The following is a 23,808-nucleotide window of genomic DNA, read 5'->3' as shown; positions in this document are numbered from 1 at the left end:
GGGGGACGGCGCCTGCGGCCCGGCAAAGCCGGTTCCGCGGCACCCGCTGGGTGGGCAGTGACTGTCTCATGCGTTGTGACCTCGGTTGCAACGGCGAATAACCTCAAGGGAATAACATGCCTGATAAACACCTTTCGACCCAGTTTGACAGCGAACTCAACGGCGTCTCTTCGCGCGTCATGGAGCTGGGCGGGCTGGTCGAGTCGCAGATTCGCCTGGCCATTTACGCGCTGTCGCAGTTCAATGCCGAGAGCGCCAACCAGGTGATCGAAACCGAAGCGCGCGTCAACGCGATGGAGGTCGACATCGACCGCGAGCTGTCATCCATCATCGCGCGGCGCCAGCCCACGGCCCGGGACCTGCGCCTGCTGATTGCGATTTCCAAGACCACGGCCAACCTGGAGCGTGCCGGCGACGAAGCCGAAAAGATCGCACGTATGGTCAAGTCCATCATCGAAAGCGGCTCGGCCCGGGCCCTGCCTTCGTCCGACCTGCGCGTGGCGGCGGAGCTGGCCTCCGGCCTGCTGCGCAAGGCGCTGGACGCCTTTGCCCGGCTGGACACCTCTGTGGCGGTCTCCATCCTCAAGGAAGACGACCAGATCGACCAGGAGTTCGACGGTTTTGTGCGCAAGCTCATCACCTACATGATGGAAGACCCCCGCACCATCTCGCCGAGCCTGGACCTGCTGTTCGTGGCCAAGGCCATTGAGCGCGTGGGCGACCATGCCAAGAACATCGCGGAGTTCATCATCTACATCGTCAAGGGAGCCGATGTGCGGCACACGCCGATGGAGCAAATTGAGTCTGCAGTGAAATGAGCCCCCACGGTCGCTCACTTCATGTAGCTTCCTCCCCCCCGAGGGGGCCGCTGCGTCTGCGGTCTGGCAAAGCCAGTCCCGCGGCCCCTGCTGGTATAAGAAGTAGCCCGCCGCCGGAGGACCTTTTGCTGCATGAGCTTTTGGGCCTCTGCGAGAACGAATTTTCAACATGAAACACCTGCCCCGCATACTGATCGTTGAAGACGAGCCGGCCATCGCCGAGTTGATTGCCGTCAACCTGCGGCATGGCGGCTTTGACCCCGTAGTGGCGGAAGACAGCGTATCGGCCCAGCGCGAACTCGACGCCGTGCTGCCCGACGCCATCCTGCTCGACTGGATGCTGCCGGGGCAGAGCGGCCTGGCATTGGCCCGCCACTGGCGCAAGCAGGCGCGCACGAAGAGCATTCCCATCCTGATGTTGACGGCGCGCGGCGACGAACCCGACAAGGTGGCCGGGCTGGACGCCGGCGCCGACGACTACATCACCAAGCCGTTTTCCACCCAGGAGCTGCTGGCGCGCATACGTGCCGTGCTGCGCCGCCGCGCACCCGAGTCGGTGAACGACAGCGTGACGGTGGGCGGGCTGGTCCTGGACGCTGCCACGCACCGTATTTCTTACCTGGGCCAGGAGCTCAAGCTGGGCCCGACCGAGTTCAAGCTGCTGCACTATCTGATGAAACACGCCGAACGCGTGCACAGCCGCAGTTCCCTGCTCGACAAGGTCTGGGGTGACCACGTTTTCATCGAAGAGCGCACCGTCGACGTCCACGTCAAGCGCCTGCGCGAAGCCCTGGGCGCGGCGGGCACCATGGTGGAAACCGTTCGCGGCGCTGGCTATCGGCTGACAGCCATGGCCGCCAACAACCCGGTAGCTGCCGCACAATCCAGCGCATGATCCTGAAAACAGTAGCTGGATATGCCCGGGTGTGCTGTGCACGGGGTGTCAGGCAAGGCGCGACAATGCAGTGGGCTGCTGCCCACACGACGGAGCAACATCGCATGGCGCATCGTGCGTGGCGCAATCGGGTGCATAGCGCCGTCACCCATAAGCTAAATTCGAACGCAGAGGAAACGTCGATGTTCACGAGGCTTTCCGAAGATCCACAAGCGGTCAATTGCTGTTTTCAGGATGATTAATCGCTGGATTATTTTTACCATCTGCATGTTGGCAGGTGGCGGTTTGGGTTTTTGGGCAAGAACGGCAAACGGACTGACATTCGGACTGGGTGTCGGGCTGGCGTTGGGGGCGCTTGCCTGGCTGGTGATTGACAGTTTTTACGTCAGCCGCCTTTTGCGCTGGCTGCGTACCGAGCAGAACAATGACACACCGGCCGTGATGACGGGCGCTGCGCCGAATCTGCCCGGCGTGTGGCGCGAGATTGTGGATCGAACCCGCAGGCTTTTGAAACACCGCGACCAGCAGCTACGGGAAAGCCAAGCCCGTCTTGATGAGTTTCTGGCGGCGATGCAAGCCTCCCCGAGCGGCGTTGTGTTGCTGGACGCCCAGGGCCGGATCGAGTGGTGCAACCACATGGCGACGCAGCATTTCGGTTTCGACGCCCAGCGCGACGTGTTGCAGCACATTGCGAATCTGGTGCGGGAGCCGGCCTTCAGCGCCTACATGGCAGCAGGCAACTTTTCCCACGACGTGCTTATTCCCGGCAACTTCAGCACCCCGGCTCGCCCTGTGAAGCTGTCGGTGCATGTGCATTCGTATGGCAAAGACCGCAAGTTGCTGCTTTCGCGCGATATCACCGCTGTTGAACTTGCCGAAGCCATGCGCCGGGATTTTGTGGCGAACGTGTCCCATGAAATTCGCACACCCCTGACCGTACTCTCCGGCTTCATAGAAACCCTCCAGACCTTGCCGCTCAAGGAGCCGGAACGTGCGCGTTACCTGTCCCTCATGGCGCAACAGTCCCAGCGGATGCAGACGCTGGTCAATGATCTGCTGACGCTGTCGCGGCTGGAAGGCAGCCCATTTCCTGGCGCCAGTGACTGGATGACCATTAGCGCTCTGATGGCCCAGTGCGAGCAGGAGGCCAAGGCTTTGTCACTTGTGATTGCGCCGCGAGGGCACCAGCTGGAGTTTGACCAAGGTCCAAACTCCGAGGTAGCAGGTGTGCAGACCGAGCTTTACAGCGCGATGTCCAACCTGGTGACCAATGCGGTGCGCTATACGCCTGAGGGCGGCCTGGTCAGCGTCAGCTGGACGCTACTGGAGGATGGGCGTGGTGAGTTCAAAGTCAGGGACACAGGGCCCGGCATTGCGCGCGAACATCTGCCACGGCTGACTGAACGTTTTTACCGGATCGACCGCAGTCGTTCCCGGGAGACGGGCGGTACTGGCCTGGGCTTGGCCATCGTCAAACATGTTGCCCAGCGCCATGGCGCTGAGCTGCATATTCAAAGCGAGCTGGGGCAGGGTTCCTGCTTTTCCATTATCTTTCCCGCCGTGCGGGTTCGCCGCATTCAGGCTGCTTGAGGTACCCGCAGGCTGCGCCTGACCGCATGCCACAGCAGGACCAAAAAACATGCGGCAACCAGCCCGATCGCCAGGGTGCTGGCGATCCAAAAGCTGGCGGCCGACTGGGTGGCAGCCTGGCCTGCCATACCACCGTAGGTCAAGCGATAGCCACCCAACAGCCCGAGGCCCCACAGCAGCACGCCATAAAGAGCCAGCGGTGCAAGGGTGATGCGGTAGCAGCGCAGCAAGAAGGCTGTCAAGGCTTGGATTGCGTCGGCAACGTGGTAAAACGCCACCCACACCAGCAACGCGGAGGCCAGCGCGACTATTTCCGGATTGCCGGAGTACCAGCTTGCCAGCAACGGACCAGCCATTGAAATCACGGTCCCGAGCGCTAGCGCCGCGAGCCCTGTGAGTTTTAATCCCAGCAGCACCACGCGTTTTGCGTAATCCGGCCGGCCCGCGCCTATCCAGAAAGACACGCGCGCGCTGCAGGCAATTGCCATCGACAGCGGCATCATGTAGAGCACTGCCGCCACACTGGACGCAATCTGGTGACTGGCAGACGCGACGGTGCCAAGGCGGGCGATGAAAAGTGCCATCAAAGTGAACGATGTCACTTCCACGAGATAAGCCAGGCCGCCCGGAATACCGAGCCTGGCGAAATGCCCTATTTGCGACCAATCCGGGCGTTCCATGCGCCTCCAGATGCGATAGGGTTGGTACAGGGCCTGTGTGCGCAACATCAGCATGACCAGGGCCAGCAGCAGGTAGTTCACAATCAGCGTGGCCCACGCACAACCCACAGCACCCATAGGGTCCACGCCGGCGCCGCCGGCCACCAGCCAGATTGACAGCGGGATCTTGACCAGCAACGCGCCTACCTGGAGCCAGGTCACGAGAAGCGGCTTACCCAGCGCCTGGTTAAAAGTGCTGTAGATACGAAAGAGCAGCGAGGGTGCAAATGCAAAAGCCAGCACCGTCAGGTACTGCTGCACTTCTTCACGCATCAGTTCGGGCACCTGCGCCCAGCGAAGCAGGGGGCCGGGAAACAGCAACGCGGCCATGCCCGCCACGACAACAAAGCCGCACAGGTACATGCTTTGGCGCAATGAGCGCCCAACCGCCTCATGCCGGCGTGCGCCCAGCATCTCGGCCCAGATGGGCAGGAGCGCCTGAACAATGCCGATCAGGCCTACATAAACGCTGATATAAAGCGCCGAACCTACCGACAGCGCGGCCAGCGCCTCATCGCTGTAGCGGCCTGCAATCACCGTGTCGGCCACGCCGAAAGCCATCACGGCCAGCTGTCCGACAAGCACCGTGCCCGCGTGCTGGCTGATGACTTTGAGTTCGCTCAAGGGCTGGTGCTTGGATTCGGGCGGTGAAAGGTCACGCGCTTGTACAAAAGGACATTTTCAGTCTTGTCCGTAGGGCGGCGCACTGTCGCCTGAAAGGCCCAGTCAGGCAAATTGACGACGCGGCTGAGGGTTGGCTGGGCTTCAACATCCACGACCAGGTAAGGGCAGTTTGCCTGTGTACCAGCCTGCTTGAGCTCGAGACCGCCGTGATATTGCAGCGCGGCGGCCTGTGCGCTACCTACGCCGTAAATTTCAACACAGGCGTTTTTGTCGACCAGACTGGCAATTTGGCGCGAAATGGGGGCAAAGCTGCGCGCATAGTCCAGTAGCGGCATCCACAGAGTCATCAGCAGCAGCCAGCAAAGGGTGGCGCCGCCGGCTGGCAGCACCAGTGACTTCCACACGGCCGCGCGCTGCGCGGCGGCCCGCCATTTGACGAGCCAGGCCCAGGCCAGCGTAGCAATGAGAGCCACCATGAAGGCAAACCATGAAAAGCTGGGTTCGAAACCGGGCGCCAGTTTGGCCACATTGGCCGCCGGTTGCCGCGGTACCCCAGTTTGCATGGCGATCCACACCACCCAGATGATGATGCCGCAACCCGTAAAAAACAGCAGTGTGAACCAGTCGATCAGCGAGGCTACGCTGCGCTTGAGTGTGGGCAGTGCGAAAGCAGCCAGCGCAGCCAACGGCGGCAGGCTCAGCAGCAGGCTGCGGTCGGAGGCGGTGGTGGTCAATGTGGCCGCTACTGCCATGGCGGCAAACCACAGCGGCAGTGCGACATGGCGGCTGGCCAGTTGTCGGCGCCAGCGGTAGAGCGTCCACATCGCCAGCGGCCAGGCAGGCCAGGTGAACCACAGCAACAGGCGGCCCAGACTGCGAAAATCTTTCCAGGCAGATTGTTCGTCGGTGCCAGGCAAGCGAATGCGCCACCGCCACAAGTCCAGTCCATACGCGAGCAACGACACGAGGAGCGTGATGGCGGTGATCAGCAGTACCCAGTGCCAGGACTGTTGCCTGGCAGCAGGATCGGCCTGGCCGGTGCCCCAGCGCATATGGGTCCACTCCACTAGGGCACCCCCCGCGCCGAGCAGAAGGGCCAGGGTGGGGGCGCCGCTCAAGGCCAGCCCGCCAAGACCGACCAGCAAACCTAAGGCAGGCCCCAATATCTTGGTAGCACGGCGATAAGGGCTGGCCGCCATGGCGTAGAACGCCAGTGCAGTGAAGCCCAGCTGCGCCAACGCTGGCGTGGTTTCATGAGAAAGTTGCGCGAGACCCAGACTGGCGATCAGCGCCAGCAGGCCCGCATCGGCGATCGCCCGGGCATAGTCCACTGGACTGGCTTCGCCACCGAATGCAAAGGCAACCGGCTGGGCCTGCGGGCTGCGGGCCAGGTAGTAAACGGCGTACCACGTGGCCAGTAGCGTCAACACCAGCAGCCCGACAAACGGAATCCGCACCGCCAGGGCTGAATCCAGGAAGGGCAACCATTTGATCGCGATTGCGCCTAGCCAATAGGGCACAAGTGCATCGAACTCGGTGGCCCGGCCCAGTAACTGGGGCTGCAGCCAGTTGGCTACCGTGGAGGCCAGTTCGCGCATCACGCCGAAGGCAGCGATATCCTCGTTTTTCCAAGGCCCGCGACCCAGGAAGCCCGGTAGCACATAGGCCGCGCAGAACAGCAGCAGCGCAAGTCGCGGCAGGCGGCGCACGGCCGACTGGGCAATGATGGCAGGAGAGGGTTTGTTCAAAACGATAGGGGTCCGGGAAAAGCGGAAATGGCAAGTCGGGTTGCAAGATGCTCAGGTCACATACTGCAACCCATCGGTGATTTTGCGTCAAACCTGGAAGCGGAGCTTTGCGGCATGCGGCAAATTTTGCCGAAAAAAAAGCAGCCTGAAATTCAGGCTGCTTCTTGCAGGCTTGCGAGAGTTTCGCAGCTTATCCGGCAGCTTACTTCGCGGCCTCTTTGGCAGCGGTCTTGCCGAAACGGTTGCGGAATTTCTCGACGCGGCCGCCCATGTTGTCGACGGATTTTTGCGTGCCGGTGTAGAAGGGGTGCGATTCGCTGGACGTATCGAGCTTGTACAGGGGCAATTCGCGGCCATCATCCATGGTCACCATTTCTTTGGTGTTGACGCATGAGCGGGTCACGAACTTGAAGTTGTTGGACAGGTCCAGGAAACAAACTTCGCGGTAATTGGGGTGAATGCCTTCTTTCATGATCTTCCTTATTCGTTGCGGGAGCCACACAAGCCAGTCCTGGGCACTTTCCGCTAAGCCGCACATTATGGCATGAAATCAACCACTTAGCGCACTTTTGGCCTTGTGAAAGCCGATTTTGTATCTAAAACAGCGCTGAGAGGGAGTGAAGAACTGGGCTTAACCCAGCCGGGGCCGCGGAACCGGCTTTGCCGGGCCGCAGGCGCAGCGCCCCCTCGGGGGGCAGCGAGTACACGAAGTGACGAGCGTGGGGGCTCTATCTTTTCCAGCCGGGGCCGCGGAACCGGCTTTGCCGGGCCGCAGGCGCAGCGCCCCCTCGGGGGGGCAGCGCATTACACGAAGTGAAAAGCGTGGGGGCTAACCACCCCTTCGCATCATGTCGAAGAACTCATGATTGTTCTTCGTGGCTTTCATGTTCTTGAGCATGAGCTCCATGGACTCGATTTCATCCATGTTGTACATGAATTGACGCAAAATCCGCGATTTTTGGAGGATTTCGGGTGCGAGTAGCAGCTCTTCCTTGCGGGTGCCGCTGCGGTTGAGGTGAATCGCCGGGAACACGCGCTTTTCGTACAGGCGGCGGTCCAGGTGGATTTCGCAGTTGCCGGTGCCTTTGAACTCTTCAAAGATCACTTCGTCCATACGGCTGCCGGTGTCGACCAGGGCGGTGCCGATGATGGTCAGGCTGCCGCCTTCTTCAATATTGCGGGCAGCGCCGAAAAAGCGCTTGGGGCGCTGCAGCGCATTGGCGTCCACACCGCCGGTCAGCACCTTGCCTGATGAAGGCAGCACGTTGTTGTAGGCGCGTGCCAGGCGGGTGATGGAGTCCAGCAGGATGACGACGTCCTTGCCGAGTTCGACCAGGCGTTTGGCGCGCTCGATCACCATTTCGGCCACGTGCACGTGGCGCGCGGCGGGTTCGTCGAAGGTGGAAGAAATCACTTCGCCGCGAACGCTGCGCTGCATTTCGGTCACTTCTTCAGGGCGCTCGTCGACCAGCAGCACCATCATGACCACTTCAGGGTAGTTGGCGGTGATGGCGTGGGCGATGTTCTGCATCATCACGGTCTTGCCGGACTTGGGCGGCGCGACCAGAAGGGCGCGCTGGCCCTTGCCGATGGGCGAGACGATGTCGATGATGCGGCTGGTCAGATTTTCTTCGCCCTTGATGTCGCGTTCAAGCTTGAACTGCTCGCGCGGAAACAGCGGGGTCAAGTTCTCGAACATGACCTTGTGCTTGTTGTCTTCGGGCAGGCCGTCGTTGACCTTGTCTAGCTTGTTCAGTGCAAAGTAGCGTTCGCCATCCTTGGGGGTACGCACTTCGCCTTCAATCATGTCGCCGGTATGCAGGTTGAAGCGGCGGATCTGGCTGGGGCTGATATAGATGTCGTCGGTCGAGGCGGTGTAGCTCGAGTCCGGGGCGCGGAGAAAGCCGAAACCATCAGGAAGCACTTCCAGCACACCGTCGGCCACGATGGTTTCACCGGTTTTTGCCCGTTTTTTGATGATGGCGAACATCAGCTCCTGCTTGCGCATGCGGCCGACGTTTTCGATCTCAAGGGCTTCGGCCTGCTTGAGGACTTCAGACACGTGCAGTGCCTTGAGTTCGTTTAAGTGCATGGGGTTACTCCTTGCGGAGTTCATTGATGGAAACGGGGGAGGTTTGAAAAGAAGCCGCAGAAGATGGCTTACAAACCGTGAACTCGAACCAGACAGTGAGTGCCGCCTGGTGAATAAAACACATTATGACAGGAAATCCATGCAGGAAATCAAGGCTGTTTTCCTGCGTCCGGCCAGCAGCCGGGGGCTGGCGCCGGGCGGCAGGTGGCGATGCGCCGGTGCCTCCCTTCCGGCGCGAAAAAGGCTCAGGCCAGCTGCTGGTCGATAAATGCGGTCAGCTGGGCCTTGCTCATGGCGCCGACCTTGGTGGCGGCCAGTTGGCCGTCCTTGAACAGCATCAGGGTGGGGATGCCGCGGATGCCGAACTTGGCGGGGATGTCGCGGTTCTCGTCCACATTCATCTTGGCAATCTGCAGGCGGCCGTCGTAACCGGTGGCCACTTCGTCCAGAATCGGCGCGATCATCTTGCACGGGCCGCACCACTCAGCCCAGTAGTCCACCAGAACGGGTTTGGAGGCTTGCAGCACATCGGCTTCGAAGGTGGCATCGGTGGTATGTTTGATCAGTTCGCTCGCCATGGCGGCTCCTTTTGTCTGGTTAGGATGGTTACGATACGGTACAGCTAAAGTTACAGTCATTGTGGCAGAAAGCAAGTGGCCGGGTCGGCGGCGCGGGGGCTATGGCCCCGATAGCAATTATTCAATTTGCGGCTTCCGGGCCATATCTTTTCCTGGCGAGCTCCCTTCCCAAACCCTTTGTATGTCACTTGTACCGACCTCTGATGCCGCATTGTTCGCACCCGATGCGCTGTGCTGGCATCAGGCCATGGGCCGGCTCAAGGAAGTCTTGCAAATGCGCGGCGCCCATCCGGCAGAGGTGGTGGTGCTGCTGCCCTATGCCCAGCTGATCCAGCAGGCGCGCCGTGCCTGGGCTGCGCAGGCGGGTGAGACATTTTTCGTTCCGCGTTTTGAAACCACCATGAACTGGGCCAGCGGCCTGGGCGGCACGCTGGGCCTTTATGTACCTTCGGGCGACGATCTGCGCATGGATGTGGCGGTCGACATGCTGACCGCTGCCTCACTGCTGGGCCGGGCCGGCCTGGGCGCCCAGCAGGATGCGCTGGCTGGCCGGCTGGTCGAGGCGGCCTGGAGCCTGGGCGGTGTGGCTGCTGCCGTGGTGCCGTCCGGGCGCCGCGCCTGGAGCGAGCGCCTGGCGGTGACGCTGGGCGCGGGTCTTGATTCACCGGTGCTGGCGCTTGAGGCTGCCGTGGGGCGCATTGCGCTGGCCTGGGCAGCGGCGTCCGCCTATCCGACGGACCGGCTTTTCCAGGCGAAACCGCAGCTGTTCGCCGTGCTCGAAGGCTTCCAGGCCGACTCGCTCACCGAAGCCCTCAAGACACATTTCGGCGACCGGTCGGTTTCCATCCCGTTGTGCCTCTCACTGGAAGGGCCGGCGGAGCCACCCGCGCTTCACATTGCCCAAGACGCTGAAGATGAAGCCGGCCGCGCTGCCGCCTGCGTGCTGGCACACCTGGCGCAAGGCCGCAGCCCGGTTGCGCTGATTGCACAAGACCGGCAGTTGACACGCCGTGTCGGCGCCATGCTGGCCGAGCGCGGCATCGCCATGCGCGATGAAACTGGCTGGAAGCTTTCGACGACCCGCGCTGCCGCCAGCCTGATGAGCCTGCTGCGCGCCATGCCCTGGGACGCATCGACCGATGCCGTGCTGGACTGGCTGAAAAACGCACCCGCATTTGACACCGCTTTGGTTACCGCTGCCGAAACGGAATTGCGCAAAACAGGTGTGCGCGCCTGGCGCGACCTGCCGGATTTTCCCGAAGAAGACGTCCTGCCGCCCGTGTTTGCCGCAACAGGCCCACTGGCGCGCGAAGTGAACGCACTGCGCAGCCCTTTCAGTAGGGCTCGCCCCCTTGCGATGTGGTTGCGAGACCTGCGCGCCCTCTTGCAATCCGCCGGGCAGTGGGATGCGCTGGCGCAGGACGAAGCCGGGCAGACGGTGCTGGACGTGCTGCGCCTGCACGAAGGCGCCGAAGCCGAGTTTGAAACCTCGCCAGTGATGCGGCTGCATGACTTCACGCAGTGGGCCAACCAGGCACTGGAAGGCGGCAAATTTTCCCCCGTGCACCCGCCTGCAGAACAAGTCGTCATCTTGCCGCTGCCGCAACTGCTGGGCCGGCCCATGCAAGCCGTGGTGTTGCCGGGTTGCGATGAAATCCGCCTGCCGGTATCGCCGGAACCTGCCGGCCCCTGGACGCCAGGCCAGCGCGAGCTGCTGGGCCTGCCATCGCGGGAGATACTTGCCGCCGCCCAGCGCCAGGCTTGGCACTATGCCCTGCACATGCCGCATCTCGATGTGCTCTGGCGCACCAGTGAGTCCGGCGAGCACCTGATCCCCAGCGGCTTTGTGCAGGAGCTGCTGCTGGACCAGCGCGACAACCAGGGCGGGGACGTTGCGCAGGACATGGCCACCGACCCCCGCAGCCTGCGTGCCGTGGCGATCCAGCCCACCCCGCATCCGTTTCCGACCGGCGAAGCCTTGCCCGTCAGCCGGCTCTCCGCCAGCGCCTATGAAGACCTGCGCCGTTGCCCTTATCGCTTTTTTGCGCTGCGCCAGCTCCGGCTGCAGGAGCCCGAAGAGCTTGAGAGCGAACTGGGCAAGCGAGACTTCGGCAACTGGCTGCACAGCCTGTTGCGGCATTTTCATGAGGCACTCAAAGCGGCGCCAACCCCTGATGTATCAGCGCGGGTAGCTATGATAAATATAGCGGCGGAGCGTGCCACGCAGGAGCTGGCGCTCAGCGACAGCGAGTTTTTGCCTTTTGCCGCGGCCTGGCCCGGCGTGCGCGAGGGCTACCTGAAATGGCTGGCCGAGCATGAAGCCGCCGGTGCGGTATTTGAAGAGGCCGAGGTCTGGCGCGAAGTACCCGTCGGCACGCTCACGCTGCTCGGCCAGTTGGACCGCGTTGACCGCCAGCCCGACGGGCACGCCCTGGTGATCGACTACAAGACCGAGCCGCGCACGACCACGAGCGAGCGCATCAAGAACGGCCAGGAAGACACGCAACTGGCGTTTTATGCGGCCCTGATGAGCGACGACACTTTGGCCGCAGCCTACGTCAACCTCGGCGAAAAAGAACCCACCAAGACCTATGAGCAGCCCGACATCGTTGGCCTGCGCGACGAACTGATCGACAGCATCCTGACCGATATGGCGCGTATTTCGCGCGGCGCGGCGCTGCCGGCGCTGGGTGAGGGCAAGGCCTGCGATTACTGCGCCGCTCGAGGACTCTGCCGCAAGGATTTCTGGAGCCTGGATGAATAAAGCCCCCACGCTTTTCACTCCGTGTAATACGCTGCCCCCCGAGGGGGCCGCCCGCCCTGCGGCCCGGCAAAGCCGGTTCCGCGGCTCATGCTGGTGTGGGAGATCTGGGCCCATCGCGAGGAGCGGACTATGAAGATCGCCCACGCCGCCGCCTACGAATGCAACGGTGAGCCGCTTTCCGCCGACGCCTTCTACGCCATCGCCTGCGACCCGCGTCGCAGTGTCGCTGTCGAGGCCTGCGCCGGCGCCGGCAAGACCTGGATGCTGGTGTCGCGCATTGTGCGTGCCTTGCTTGACGGGGCCACAGCCGCACCGGGGCAACAAGTCTTGCCGCATGAGATCCTGGCGATCACCTTCACCAAAAAAGCCGCCGGCGAAATGCGTGAGCGCCTGGACGACTGGCTCAAGGCGTTTGCCCACGCCGATGACGAAACCCTGCAGCGCGAGCTGGAAATGCGCGGCGTCAGGGTCGATTTTTCAAGCCAAAAAGGCCTGAAGTCCGCACAGGCCGTGCGCGAGCAGCTATCAAATTTGTACCGCTCCATCCTGGCCAGCGGCCGATCCGTTCAGATCCGCACCTTCCACAGCTGGTTTGCAGCCCTGCTGCGCAGCGCACCGGTGGCGGTGCTGCAGCGCCTGGAGCTGCCGGTGAATTACGAGCTGCTGGAAGACGATGCGCCGGCGCGCGCGCTGGTGTGGCGGCGGTTTTATGCGGCGGTCGCGGCTGATGCATCGCTCAAAGCCGACTTCGAAGCCGTGGTGCTGGCGTACGGCCGCTTCCAGGCCGACAAGGCCTTGCAGGCCGCGCTCGACAAACGCACCGAATTCACGCTGGCTGATGAAAAGGGCGTGATCGACACCTCGGTGCAAGCCTTCAGTGCGCAGTTCACCGAATTTGGCGGCTTGGACGAGCCGGAGGAACTGCTCAGCACCAACCGCTTTCACCGGCAAACGCTGAGAGACGCCGCCATCGCGCTGGGCCGCGCGAGCGCACCGACGTTTTCAGCCAAAGGGGTGGAGCTGGAACAAGCGTTGACGGCGGGTGATTTCCCGGCGGCGATCGCGGCCCTGCTGACCGAGAAGGGCACGCCACGCAAGTTCGGCGAAAAAATCGTTGGCATCGAGCAGGTTCGCATTGCGCAGGATCTGGTGCTGCGCGTGGTGGCGGCCCGCCAGCAGCATGACGCCTGGCTGTACCAGCAGCGCATGGCGCGGCTGACGCGGGTGCTGATCGCCCAGTTCACCGCATTGAAGCGCGACCGCGGCTGGGTCGACATGAACGACGTCGAGCGCGCCGCGCTGCTGATGCTGGCCGACCCGGTGCTCTCGGGCTGGGTGCAGGAGCGGCTGGATGCGCGCATCCGGCATCTGATGATCGACGAATTCCAGGACACCAACCCGCTGCAGTGGCAGGCGCTTTATGCCTGGCTCATCGGCTATTCGGGGGCGGGCACGGCGCCCAGCGTGTTCCTGGTGGGCGACCCGAAGCAAAGCATTTACCGCTTCCGCCGCGCCGAGCCGCAGGTGTTCCGCGCTGCGCAGGCTTTTGTGGTGCACGGCCTGGGCGGTGACTTGCTCAGCTGCGACCATACGCGGCGCAATGCCGAAGCCGTGATCGACACGGTCAACTCGGCCATGGTCACGGCACGAGAGGCCGACGGCTATGACGGCTTTCGGGAACACACCACGGCGTCTGGCCTGGCCGGCGCTGTGGGCCGGCTTCCGCCCATTGCGCGTAACAAGGATGAAGAGGAAGCCTCGCCGCTGGCCGCCGGCTGGCGCGACAGCCTCACCACGCCGCGCGAGCTGCCCGAGGAAACCTTGCGCACGCGTGAGGCCCGTCAGGCCGCCGCCTGGATCTCGGAACAGGTCGCAGCCGGGTTGCGTCCCCAGGACGTGATGGTCCTCTCACGCAAACGCGCCGGCCTGCTGCCGCTGCAGGACGAGCTGCGTGCGCTGCACATCCCGGCACAAGTGGGCGAGAAAACCGAGCTGATCGCCTGCTGCGAAGTGCAGGACATGGTGGCGCTGCTCGACGTGCTGGTGTCGCCGCAGCACGACCTGTCACTGGCACGCGCGTTGCGCTCGCCGCTGTTCGGGCTGACCGATGAAAGCCTGGTGCAACTGGCGCTGCTGCAGCGTGAGCACCACCAGCCCTGGTACGGCCTGCTACAAAAAGAGGAGCTGTTGGCGCCCGACCTGAAAGGGCTGGGGCCTGTTTTGGCCAAATGGAAAAGCTGGCTGGACCGCCTGCCGCCCCACGATGCGCTGCAGGGCATTTATGACGACGGTGATGTGCTGGCGCGTTTTGGCGCTGCGGCCCCGGCGGCGCAGCGCAGTGCGGTGCTGGCCAACTTGCGTGCGTTGCTGGGGGTGTCGCTGGCACTCGACGGCGGACGTTACGCCACGCCCTACGGTTTTGTGCGCGCGCTCAAGGCCGGTGGCACCCAGGCGCCGGCAGCGGTCAGCACTGAGGCCGTCCGGTTACTGACTATCCACGGCGCCAAAGGCCTGGAAGCCGAAGCCGTGCTGCTGCTGGACACCGACACCGTCGAACGCAACGCCGACAGCATGGGTGTGCTGGTCGACTGGCCCGGCGAGGCGACCGAGCCGCGCAAGTTTGTTTTCCTGGTCAGCGAAAGCCGCCCGCCCGCCTGCGCTGCCGAGACGCTGGCCAGTGAGCAGGCCGCCCGCAAGCGCGAAGAACTCAACGCCCTGTATGTGGCGCTGACGCGCGCCCGCCATACGCTGGTGATTTCTTCCATCGAGCCGCACCGCGTGACCACCGAGAGCTGGTGGCAGCGCCTGCACGCGCTGGTGGGCGAGCTGCCTGCGCCGGTAGCGGAAGAATCTGCAGCCGCCCATCTCGATGCGGCGGACGCCGGTGTGTTCTACCTGCCCGAACTGCCGGCCTTGCCCGAAGCGCTGGCGCCCGCAGCGCCTGCCGTGGAGCGGGTGGATGAAGACTCGCTGAAGGCGCGCATCGGCAAGGCCATGCATCGCTTGCTGGAATGGGGCGGTACCGTGTCAGACCCGCAGGTCAAGGCCGTGGCGCGCGAGTTCCGCCTGAGCCCGGCGCAGGCAGCCGAGGCGGCCGCGCTGGCCAGGCGCATCCTGGCGGGTGAAGGCGCCTGGGCCTGGAACCCGGAAACCGTGGCCTGGCACGGCAATGAAGTTGACCTGGTCTACGCGGGCCAGGCCTTGCGCCTGGACCGCCTGGTGCAGCGCAAGGACGCAGGCCATAGGGGCCACTGGTGGGTGCTCGACTACAAATCGGCCGTGGCGCCGGAGCTCCAGCCCGCACTGGTGGCGCAGCTGCAGGCTTACCGGGCGGCCGTCCAGCGGATCTACCCGGGCGCGCCGGTGAAGGCGGCTTTCCTGACAGGGCGGGGAACTGTGGTCGAAGTTTCCTGATCGCACACATCGCATTCACGCGGCCATGTCGGCAGAGTAGGTGCCCGCAATGTGCCGCCTGTGATAATTGGGCGGTAAGACCGCCGGGGGCGGACCTTTGCGACTCCATGGTTTTAAGCGTTTTGCCCTGAATCCCAATAAAAAAGCGCAAACAGCTATCAAAAACAGAGCGAACAGTTCCCCTGAGAAGAGATATCTTTCAGGAACCCCGGGCTCCTGACCTTAGTCCCTACCCATAAATACTCGCCCCTGCGAGTAGACGGAACACCTTTTGAACGATTCAGCGCTTTCCGTGAAACTGCCGGCTTCCGGCTCCCTGCGTGTTGCCGTCATAGGCGGCGGCCCGGCCGGCCTGATGGCCGCCGAGGTGCTGGCTGCCGCCGGCGCGGCTGTGAAGGTCGAGGTGTATGACGCCATGCCTTCGGTGGGCCGCAAGTTTTTGCTGGCAGGAATTGGCGGGCTCAACCTCACGCATTCCGAAGAGCCGGAGGCATTTCTGCGCCGCTACGGAGAGCGCGCTGCGCAGCTGGCGCCGCTGCTGGCGGCATTCGGCCCGGCGCAGCTGCGCACCTGGGCGGAAGCGCTGGGCGTGGAGACTTTTGTGGGCAGTTCCGGCCGCGTGTTTCCGAAGGACATGAAAGCCGCGCCGTTGCTGCGCGCCTGGTTGCACCGTCTGCGTGTGGCCGGCGTGCAGTTTTCCATGCGGCACCGCTGGCTGGGCTGGGCGGATGACGGTGCGCTGAAGTTTTCCACGCCCACTGGCGAAGTGCTGGCACAAGCCGACGCCGTGGTGCTGGCCTTGGGTGGTGGCAGCTGGGCCCGGCTGGGTTCTGATGGCGCCTGGGTGCCCTTGCTTGCCGAACGCGGCGTCGCCGTGGCGCCGCTGTTACCTTCCAACTGCGGCTTCGATGTGGCAGCGCGGCCGGACAGCCCGGCGCAGCTGGAAGAAGCCGTAGCCGACGCCGGCGAAACACGCCGCGAATTCCTGCAGGAACTCACAGGCAAAAGCCCCCAGCCGCAGGTTGGTTGGACGGAGCATTTCGCCAGCCGTTTTGCCGGCCAGCCTTTCAAGTCCGTGGCCATCAGTTTTACGGATTCACGCGGCCGCAGCTTTAGCCGTAAAGGCGAATTCATTGCCACCGCCACGGGCGTGGAGGGGAGCCTGGTGTATGCCGCTTCAAGCCTGCTGCGCGACGAGATCGCTGAACACGGCAGCGCCACTTTCCTGCTCGATCTGTTGCCCGGCAAGACGCCCGAGCAGGTGCTGGTGGAAGTGCGCCACCCGCGCGGCTCACGCTCGCTGTCCAGCCACCTCAAGAGCCGCCTGAACCTGGATGGCATCAAGGCCGCGATGTTGTATGAGCTGCTGGGCAAGGACGCCATCGCCGATCCGGTGCGGCTGGCAGCCGGCATCAAGGCGCTGCCGGTGCGCGTCACGGCGGCCAGGCCAATCGACGAGGCCATCAGCACCGCAGGCGGCGTGATGTTTGAGGGCCTGAGTGCGCAGCTGCAACTCGTCAAGCCGGGCGGCACAGCCCAGCCGGTGTTTTGCGCCGGTGAAATGCTGGATTGGGAAGCGCCCACAGGCGGCTACCTTCTCACTGCCTGCTTTGCCAGCGGCCGCGTTGCCGGGCAGGGCGTTTTAAGCCATTTTGGCCTGTAGCCCCATAAAAACGTGCGCAAGCAGCTATTGATTTCGTAGCAATACTTTTTTAGATCATCCGCAGTTGAGCGAAAGGCCCGTCATGATCGTCCGTTTTAACATTGACTCGTTTGACAAGGCCCAGTACGAATACCGCGTGACTTACGAAGGCGAAGACCTGTTCGGCGACGCCGGGCTGGGCGGTATTGAAGAGTGCATCATTGCAGCCACCGAAGGCCTGGGCCAGGACGCCGTGGCGGCAGAGGTCGCCTTCAGGGGCATCATCAGCGGCACTTATCCGCTGGCGTCGCTGGCGCTGATGTCCGCACAGATCGCCGTTCACGCACTGCAGACCACCGAGGCAGTTGAAGAGGTGAGCCGGTAGTCCGGCCGGTCATCGGGCGAATTGTGCCCCCGATGAATTGGGTGACGAAGCAGAATCCCCAGCCAGTTTTAGTCTCTCAGGCTCTCAGTGTCTGAGTCTTCATCGGGCTAGTGAGCCGAATGTTTCTGCGGGAGTTACCTCGGGTGCCTGGCTGTGCCGCATCCGGAAAGCTTCCAGGTGGGCGATGATGAGATCGGTCACTTCCATCCTGCCCAGAGAGCTCAGCGCGAAGAAGGCCACGGACCCGACATGGCCGGCACCCGGATCGTAGTGCTGCAGCGGACCCTGCCGCAAATAACGTGCGCGCGGCTTGACGCCTTCCATCTCATACACCTGTGCATCGTCGGGAAGGCCCACTTGCAGCCCGTGAAGCGGGCCTCCTATGCAGGTCATCAACATGGCATTGTTGTCTCCGTTCAGGCCACTGTATACGGATGGGGCGGGCGTGGCTATGGGTAATCCGGCCTACTGGCGGCCCTGAGCGGCTGGCCCAGCGGCCAAACCTACAATGGTTCTGACCGCCCCAGGGCCGCTCTTTTTTAGCCTCACCAAGGCAAGCGCGCCCAAGCCCTTCATCACATGAAACCCTATTCCATCCTTTTTGTCTGCATGGGAAACATTTGCCGCAGCCCCACGGCCCATGGCGTTTTCCAGCAAAAAGTCATCGAACGCGGGCTGGCTGATCACATTCAGGTCGACTCCGCCGGTACCCACAACTACCATCCCGGCAACCCGCCCGACGAACGCTCACAAGCCCACGCCGTCAAGCGCGGCTATGACCTGTCAGCCCTGAGAGCCCGGCAAATTTCAGATCCGGATTTTGAGCGCCACGACTTGATCCTGGCCATGGACTGGGACAACCTGGCCTTGATTCAGGAAGAGTGTCCGGCTGAACACCTCGGCAAGGTGCGCAGGCTGACCGAGTTCTGTCTGAAGCATGACAGCCCGGTCGTGCCTGATCCTTACTACGGCGGTAAGGATGGGTTTGAGCATGTGCTTGATCTGGTGGAGGATGCTTGTGAGGGGCTGCTTCGGTATGTTGAGCTGCAGCGGCAGAGTTGATGAGGCTGCGGTCTGGCAGTTGCAGTCAGAGGAAGTCAGTCTTGACGAAGCTAGGTAACTGCACGGCCCTTGGAATTTCAAGCCGATCCTTGGGACATTTTTAGAACGCTTCGAGCGGCCTGTTCAGCACTAAGAGTACTCAACTCGATAGTCCTTCAGGGCCTCGTCATACTCCATCGAGCTTTTCCTAACCCGATCTCGGTCGACAATAGTAAAAAGGTTTCCGATGTCTTCGACAGAGATTTGGTGGATCTCCCACTTCAATCGCTGCTGAAAGATCGTTGTGATCTCCCGGCGATACTTTTTTCGAAACTATCTCTACGCCGCTGGGGTGTTGCTGATATTTTTAACGAAATTGGAGACTAACTTGGTGAATCGAATTCGGGAAACCGTTTATGTTTTAGGTGCCGGCTTTTCCAAGGGATGTGGCTATCCTCTGACGAGTAGTTTGTTATCAGAGGCCTGGGGCCGGATTGCATTAACAGATAGGAATTCCCTCGCCAAAATCATTAAGTTTCATCACCCGAATTTTGATGTCGATAACCCCGAGAGCTACCCCCCTATCGAGCAATTGCTGACGGAAATGAAAGTTAACGCTGACCTGTATGCCGGTAGTCGACGGTATCCTGGAAATTTCAAAGCGGAGCAGTTACAGGAAACTAGAGCCGCATTGCTCAATACGGTTGCGCATTGGTTTCATGAACTGTATAAACCGGCCAGAAAAACGAAATGGTTGAAGAAGTTTGTGGAGATCGTGAGGCAACAGAATGCTGCTGTAGTCACTTTTAATTGGGACCTTCTACTTGACCATGAACTTTTTGGTGAGGAAATCGAAGGTCGCCACTATGGATTGGGTAAGAGCCTGGCAAAAGAAGGACCGCTAATCCTGAAGCCGCATGGATCGCTGAATTGGTATTCAACTAAAGAACTGAATAAAGTCAGCCCGTCGAAACGTAAGGTGCTATTCGAAGCTGGGGATCCTTCAAATACTATTGAGCTGTTTATTCCCCCACGGCCGATCAACTCAAAGATTTCGAGAAAGTACGCTCCGCTTTTGGTTCCCCCAACTTATATCAAGGACTTTGACAAACCCGTTTTTAGACATATTTGGCAGCATACGACCGAGGTTTTAAGCACCGCAAAGACAATCATTTTCATTGGCTATTCGTTACCTCCCGATGACCTTCAAGCAAAATTTATTCTTCGATGTGGATTTCACAATCAACGAGAAGGTGTACTTCAACTTAAGGGTCGAAGCCGAGCGACCGGAGATGCATCTGTCCTCGTTGTAAATCCGGATAGATCGGTAGCTAAACGGATCCAGGACATAGTTAATCCCGGAATGAAAGTTAAAAAAACAACTATCAACGCTGCTAGTTGGGTTGAAAAATGCTCGTCGATAAGCTGATGCGCGACTGAAATTGTTCCCGTCTACTCAACCATAGGAGATTGAGCGTGCGTCGCTTGACTAAGACGGAGCCGCAGCGGGAACCCGCTGTAGGCATAAAACCCGCGAGAACTGCGGATTTGAGATGAATAAGGTGACGAGCCTTGACCCCGGCACTGGCTCCACAGTTAGGGCTGCTTGGTTCCCCACCTGACCCGGTTGGCCGCTTTACCATGCGGGAAGGCCCGTCACCCATGATTGTAAGTGACTTGGGGATGACCCCTCTGCCGTAACCCATATTGGGGGGGACGACGCACAGGAATTAGGTATTCATTCCAGCCGGGGTCGCGGGACTGGCTTTGCCAGACCGCAGGCGCAGCGGTCCCCTCGGGGGGCAGCGCATTACGCGATGCGAAAAGCGTGGGGGCCATATCCACGGCAAATTAGAATGGCTGGATGTCCTATCTCGTTCTCGCACGCAAATACCGTCCCAAAAATTTCTCTGAAATGGTGGGGCAGTCGCATGTGGTGCAGGCCCTGGGTAATGCGCTGGCGACCCAGCGTTTGCACCATGCGTATCTGTTCACCGGTACGCGGGGCGTGGGCAAGACGACGATTTCGCGGATCCTGGCCAAGTCGCTCAATTGCCTGGGCCCGGACGGGCAGGGCGGCATCACGGCCACCCCCTGCGGCGTGTGCCAGGCTTGCACCGACATCGACAGCGGGCGTTTTGTGGACTACACCGAGCTGGACGCGGCGTCCAACCGGGGCGTTGATGAAATTGCGCAGCTTCTGGAGCAGGCCGTTTACAAGCCCGTCGTCGGCCGCTTCAAGGTCTTCATGATCGACGAGGTCCACATGCTGACGAACACGGCGTTCAACGCCATGCTCAAGACGCTGGAAGAACCGCCCGAATACCTGAAGTTCGTGCTGGCCACGACGGACCCGCAAAAAGTACCGGCCACCGTGCTGTCGCGCTGCCTGCAGTTCAACCTGCGGCCCATGGCGCCTGAGACGGTACTTGAGCATCTGACGCAGGTGCTGGGTATTGAAAACGTTCCGGCCGAGCAACAGGCCCTGCGCCTGCTGGCCAGGGCGGCGCGGGGCTCCATGCGCGATGCGCTGTCGCTGACGGACCAAGCCATCGCGTTTGGCTCGGGCAAACTCGAAGAAGCCAGCGTTCGCACCATGCTGGGCAGCGTGGACCGCAGTTATGTCTATCGCCTGCTTGATGCGCTGGCGCGCGGTGATGGCAAGACCGTGGTCGAAACGTCCGAAGCGTTGCGGCTGAACGGCTTGAGCGCGGCCTCCACGCTGGAAGAAATGACGACGGTACTGCAGCGCATGGCGGTGTTGCAGGCCGTACCCGAAATGGGGGTGGGTGACGACGGCGCAGACCCGGATATCGCCGAGACGGCCCGGCTGGCCCAGGCACTGCCTGCCGATGAAACCCAGCTGCTTTACAGCCTGTGCCTGCATGGCCGCGCGGAGCTGGGTCTGGCCCCCGATGAATATGCCGGCCTGACCATGGTGTTGCTGCGCCTTCTGGCCTTCAAACCCCAGGCTTCCACCCCAGCCAAAGTGGGGAGTGCCGCCGAGCCCGGAAAAAAGCCGCAGCTTGAGGTAGCCCGGGCCCCTGCGCCTGAACGGCGTGAGGTGCTGCCCGTGGTACGTGAACCTGCGCGTGATGGGCCTTTGCCTGCTGCTCCACAGGTTTCAAAAGAACTACCCGCGCCCGCGGAATTTGAACGAAAACAGCCTTTGGCCCAGGTAAATAGGGCGCAAGCAGCTATCAATTCAATAGCGGATTCCGTCGCAATCCTGGAGCGGCAGGTGCCGCAGCAGCGCCCTCAGCCGGGTGCGCCGGTGGCTGCTGCCGCGCCGCTGGTGCCCGTCGCGCTCGGCGAAGACTGGAGCCAGATCGTCAACCAGCTGGTGGCCGCGGAGGCCGTGGCAGCGCTGACGCGCGAGCTCGGTTTGCAGTCGGAGCTGCGCAGCCAGGCCGCCGGGCTGTGGACGCTTCGGGTGGAGCGCGAGTCGTTGAACCAGGTGGCTGCGCGTGAAAAGCTGCAAGCTGCCCTGCAGGCGCACCTCGGGGAGGTCGGGCTGCGGCTTGCGGTGGAGGTCGGGCCGGTCACCGACACCCCTGCACGCCGTAACGCGGCGGCACAGGCCGAGCGTCAGCGCGCTGCGGAAGAGATGATCCAGAACGACCCGTTTGTGCAGGACATGATTCGCGACTGGGGCGCCAAAATTGTCCCCGGCAGTATCCGGCCGCTGGCTTCCAAGCCGATATGATCAAAGTCAATCTTCCCGAGACGCAATTTCAGACGCCCATTTTCACGTTTTGACGCTTTCGATACTTCCGACGCTTTCGACGCAAAAGCACATCCGATTCAACGTTTTAAAGGAAAAGACCATGTTTAACAAAGGACAACTCGCAGGCCTCATGAAGCAGGCGCAGGCGATGCAGGACAACCTCAAGAAGGCCCAGGAAGAACTGGCATTTGTGGAAGTCACGGCTGAGGCGGGCGCCGGCCTGGTGAAAGTCACCATGACCTGCAAGCACGACGTCAAACGCGTTGAAATCGACCCCAGCCTGCTGGCCGATGACAAGGACATGCTGGAAGACCTGGTGGCAGCGGCCTTCAATGCCGCCGTGCGCAAGGCCGAAGAAGTCAGCCAGGAAAAAATGGGTAAGCTGACGGCCGGCATGCCCGGCCTGCCCGGCGGGATGAAGCTCCCCTTCTAAACGGCTACTGCGCGGGATCATGGCGGCGTTGCGGGTCCCGATCAGGTCATCCTTATGCACCTTAAGTGCATTCCGGTGACCTGACACCCGCGCCTTGCCCTGAACCCGCTCGCTACGCCTTCTTTATTTATTTATTTATTTCAGACCGCTTGCCCTCCACATGGCCGACTCCAACGCTCTTGAAGGCCTGACACAGGCGCTGCGCAAGCTGCCGGGCGTTGGCGCCAAGTCGGCAGCGCGCATGGCGTTTCATCTGCTGCAGCACGACAAGCCTGGCGCTCTGCAGATTGCGCGCGCACTCGATCACGCCGTCAACAGCGTGCGGCATTGCACCCTGTGCAACACGCTGACCGAGCAGGAGCTGTGCACCACCTGCGCGAACCCGCAGCGTGACCGCAGCAAGCTGTGCGTGGTCGAAACGCCGGCCGACCAGGCCGCACTTGAGCGGACGCTGGCCTACAAAGGCCTTTACTTTGTGCTCATGGGCAAGCTCAGCCCGCTTGACGGCATAGGCCCCAACGACATCGGCCTGCAGAAGTTGTTTGACCGTGTAGTGCCCAAGGATGCGCGTGGTGAGGCCTTGCCGCCTGCATCGCGTGAGGTTCAGGAAGTCATCCTGGCGACGAACTTCACGGCCGAAGGCGAAGCCACTGCGCACGTGATTGCACAGGCGCTGAAAAGCCGTGGCGTCCAGGTGACGCGCCTGGCGCGCGGTGTGCCAGTGGGCAGTGAACTCGAATACGTGGATCTGGGCACGATTGCCCACGCACTGGTGGACCGCAGGTGAGCATGGCGTTCTTCGCCTTGCCCGTTTCAGAAAAATAAAATTGAAAAACTAAACGCCCGCGAGGGCCACAACCAACAAACGAAGAAAGATGAGAGGGATTCCACCATGACATTTGCACGCTTCACCATCGCCTACTGGTGTGTCCTGATCATGGCCTTGATGCCCATCATCTGCGCCGCGATTGCCAAATACGGCACGATGAGCACCCCGCGGCGCGACGGCGGATTTGACAACCACAATCCACGCGGATGGCTGGCGCGGCAGACCGACTGGCGTAGCCGGGCCAATGCCGCCCAGGCCAACACATTCGAGGCGCTGCCTTTTTTCTTTGCTGCAGTCATCATTGCGCATCTCCTGCAGGCGGGGCAAACGCGGCTGGACATCCTGGCGTTGCTCTTTGTCGTGCTGCGCATTGCCTACATCATGATGTACATCGCTGACCTGGCCAAAGCCCGCTCGGCCATCTGGGTTTCTGCCCTATTTATCAATATCCTCATTCTGTTTAGCGGATATCGCTGAGGTGCGCTGCGGTGTGCCGCAGTAACCGTTGG

The 23,808-nt window shown here is 61.8% G+C and carries 19 protein-coding genes and 1 other RNA gene; 13 read left to right on the top strand and 7 right to left on the bottom strand.

The window, feature by feature from the left end:
* Positions 1-116 precede the first annotated feature (116 nt).
* The 3 genes from phoU (at position 117) to phoR (ending at position 3,303) form a co-directional block, all read left to right on the top strand.
* Positions 117-818: a phosphate signaling complex protein PhoU gene (gene phoU / locus ACQ4MS_RS21105; RefSeq protein WP_431096708.1), complete on the top strand. Its 702-nt coding sequence runs from the start codon at positions 117-119 to the stop codon at positions 816-818.
* 169 nt (positions 819-987) lie between these two features.
* Complete coding sequence (gene phoB, locus ACQ4MS_RS21100) at positions 988-1,713, top strand: phosphate regulon transcriptional regulator PhoB (RefSeq protein ID WP_431096707.1); 726 nt, start codon at positions 988-990, stop codon at positions 1,711-1,713.
* Between the two features lie 234 nt (positions 1,714-1,947).
* Positions 1,948-3,303, top strand: a complete 1,356-nt coding sequence (gene phoR, locus ACQ4MS_RS21095; protein ID WP_431096706.1) for a phosphate regulon sensor histidine kinase PhoR — start codon at positions 1,948-1,950, stop codon at positions 3,301-3,303.
* Here the strand turns inward: phoR and ACQ4MS_RS21090 are convergent.
* From ACQ4MS_RS21090 to trxA, 5 genes are all read right to left on the bottom strand, one after another.
* Positions 3,291-4,646, bottom strand: a complete 1,356-nt coding sequence (locus ACQ4MS_RS21090; RefSeq protein WP_431096705.1) for an MATE family efflux transporter — start codon at positions 4,644-4,646, stop codon at positions 3,291-3,293. The genes phoR and ACQ4MS_RS21090 overlap by 13 nt on opposite strands.
* On the bottom strand, positions 4,643-6,394 hold the full coding sequence (locus ACQ4MS_RS21085) for a hypothetical protein (protein WP_431096703.1): 1,752 nt from the start codon (positions 6,392-6,394) through the stop codon (positions 4,643-4,645). The genes ACQ4MS_RS21090 and ACQ4MS_RS21085 overlap by 4 nt, the downstream gene beginning before the upstream one ends.
* A 202-nt stretch (positions 6,395-6,596) precedes the next feature.
* Positions 6,597-6,866, bottom strand: a complete 270-nt coding sequence (locus ACQ4MS_RS21080; RefSeq protein WP_431096702.1) for a type B 50S ribosomal protein L31 — start codon at positions 6,864-6,866, stop codon at positions 6,597-6,599.
* 357 nt (positions 6,867-7,223) lie between these two features.
* Positions 7,224-8,486, bottom strand: a complete 1,263-nt coding sequence (gene rho, locus ACQ4MS_RS21075; RefSeq protein WP_007875125.1) for a transcription termination factor Rho — start codon at positions 8,484-8,486, stop codon at positions 7,224-7,226.
* 245 nt (positions 8,487-8,731) lie between these two features.
* Positions 8,732-9,064 carry a thioredoxin TrxA gene (gene trxA / locus ACQ4MS_RS21070; RefSeq protein ID WP_077594529.1) on the bottom strand — a complete coding sequence of 111 codons (333 nt, stop codon included), beginning with the start codon at positions 9,062-9,064 and terminating at the stop codon, positions 8,732-8,734.
* A gap of 181 nt (positions 9,065-9,245) precedes the next feature.
* Between trxA and ACQ4MS_RS21065 the strand changes: the two genes are divergently transcribed.
* The 4 genes from ACQ4MS_RS21065 (at position 9,246) to ACQ4MS_RS21050 (ending at position 17,269) form a co-directional block, all read left to right on the top strand.
* Positions 9,246-11,828 carry a PD-(D/E)XK nuclease family protein gene (locus ACQ4MS_RS21065; protein ID WP_431096701.1) on the top strand — a complete coding sequence of 861 codons (2,583 nt, stop codon included), beginning with the start codon at positions 9,246-9,248 and terminating at the stop codon, positions 11,826-11,828.
* Between the two features lie 129 nt (positions 11,829-11,957).
* Positions 11,958-15,242: a UvrD-helicase domain-containing protein gene (locus ACQ4MS_RS21060; protein ID WP_431096700.1), complete on the top strand. Its 3,285-nt coding sequence runs from the start codon at positions 11,958-11,960 to the stop codon at positions 15,240-15,242.
* Between the two features lie 271 nt (positions 15,243-15,513).
* Positions 15,514-16,905, top strand: coding sequence for a TIGR03862 family flavoprotein (locus tag ACQ4MS_RS21055; protein ID WP_431096699.1), 1,392 nt, complete (start codon positions 15,514-15,516; stop codon positions 16,903-16,905).
* An 82-nt stretch (positions 16,906-16,987) separates the two neighbouring features.
* Positions 16,988-17,269 carry a hypothetical protein gene (locus ACQ4MS_RS21050; RefSeq protein WP_431096698.1) on the top strand — a complete coding sequence of 94 codons (282 nt, stop codon included), beginning with the start codon at positions 16,988-16,990 and terminating at the stop codon, positions 17,267-17,269.
* 99 nt (positions 17,270-17,368) lie between these two features.
* Here ACQ4MS_RS21050 and ACQ4MS_RS21045 read toward each other — a convergent pair whose 3' ends face one another.
* Positions 17,369-17,668, bottom strand: a complete 300-nt coding sequence (locus ACQ4MS_RS21045; protein ID WP_431096697.1) for a hypothetical protein — start codon at positions 17,666-17,668, stop codon at positions 17,369-17,371.
* A 180-nt stretch (positions 17,669-17,848) separates the two neighbouring features.
* Between ACQ4MS_RS21045 and ACQ4MS_RS21040 the strand changes: the two genes are divergently transcribed.
* The gene (locus ACQ4MS_RS21040; protein ID WP_431096696.1) at positions 17,849-18,331 is read left to right on the top strand and encodes a low molecular weight protein-tyrosine-phosphatase; all 483 of its coding nucleotides are present in this window, start codon (positions 17,849-17,851) and stop codon (positions 18,329-18,331) included.
* A gap of 367 nt (positions 18,332-18,698) precedes the next feature.
* Entirely contained in the window at positions 18,699-19,739 is a 1,041-nt protein-coding gene (locus ACQ4MS_RS21035) for a hypothetical protein (RefSeq protein WP_431096695.1), read from the top strand.
* Between the two features lie 132 nt (positions 19,740-19,871).
* On the opposite strand, the gene ffs is transcribed toward ACQ4MS_RS21035, so the two are convergent.
* Positions 19,872-19,968: signal recognition particle sRNA small type (gene ffs, locus ACQ4MS_RS21030), an RNA gene on the bottom strand.
* Between the two features lie 206 nt (positions 19,969-20,174).
* Here ffs and dnaX point away from each other — a divergent pair.
* The 4 genes from dnaX to ACQ4MS_RS21010 all read left to right on the top strand — a co-directional run bounded on the left by dnaX (position 20,175) and on the right by ACQ4MS_RS21010 (position 23,776).
* The gene (gene dnaX / locus ACQ4MS_RS21025) at positions 20,175-22,016 is read left to right on the top strand and encodes a DNA polymerase III subunit gamma/tau (RefSeq protein WP_431096694.1); all 1,842 of its coding nucleotides are present in this window, start codon (positions 20,175-20,177) and stop codon (positions 22,014-22,016) included.
* A gap of 121 nt (positions 22,017-22,137) precedes the next feature.
* Entirely contained in the window at positions 22,138-22,470 is a 333-nt protein-coding gene (locus ACQ4MS_RS21020) for a YbaB/EbfC family nucleoid-associated protein (protein WP_122956224.1), read from the top strand.
* 160 nt (positions 22,471-22,630) lie between these two features.
* Positions 22,631-23,257 carry a recombination mediator RecR gene (gene recR, locus ACQ4MS_RS21015; RefSeq protein ID WP_431096692.1) on the top strand — a complete coding sequence of 209 codons (627 nt, stop codon included), beginning with the start codon at positions 22,631-22,633 and terminating at the stop codon, positions 23,255-23,257.
* Positions 23,258-23,362: 105 nt separating this feature from the next.
* A complete protein-coding gene (locus tag ACQ4MS_RS21010) occupies positions 23,363-23,776 on the top strand; it encodes an MAPEG family protein (protein WP_431096691.1) in 414 nt (137 codons plus the stop codon).
* Positions 23,777-23,808: the final 32 nt, after the last annotated feature.

It is taken from the genome of Polaromonas aquatica (assembly GCF_050626995.1).
In the GTDB taxonomy this organism is placed as follows: domain Bacteria; phylum Pseudomonadota; class Gammaproteobacteria; order Burkholderiales; family Burkholderiaceae_C; genus Polaromonas; species Polaromonas aquatica_A.
This window is presented reverse-complemented; position numbering and strand designations above follow the sequence as displayed.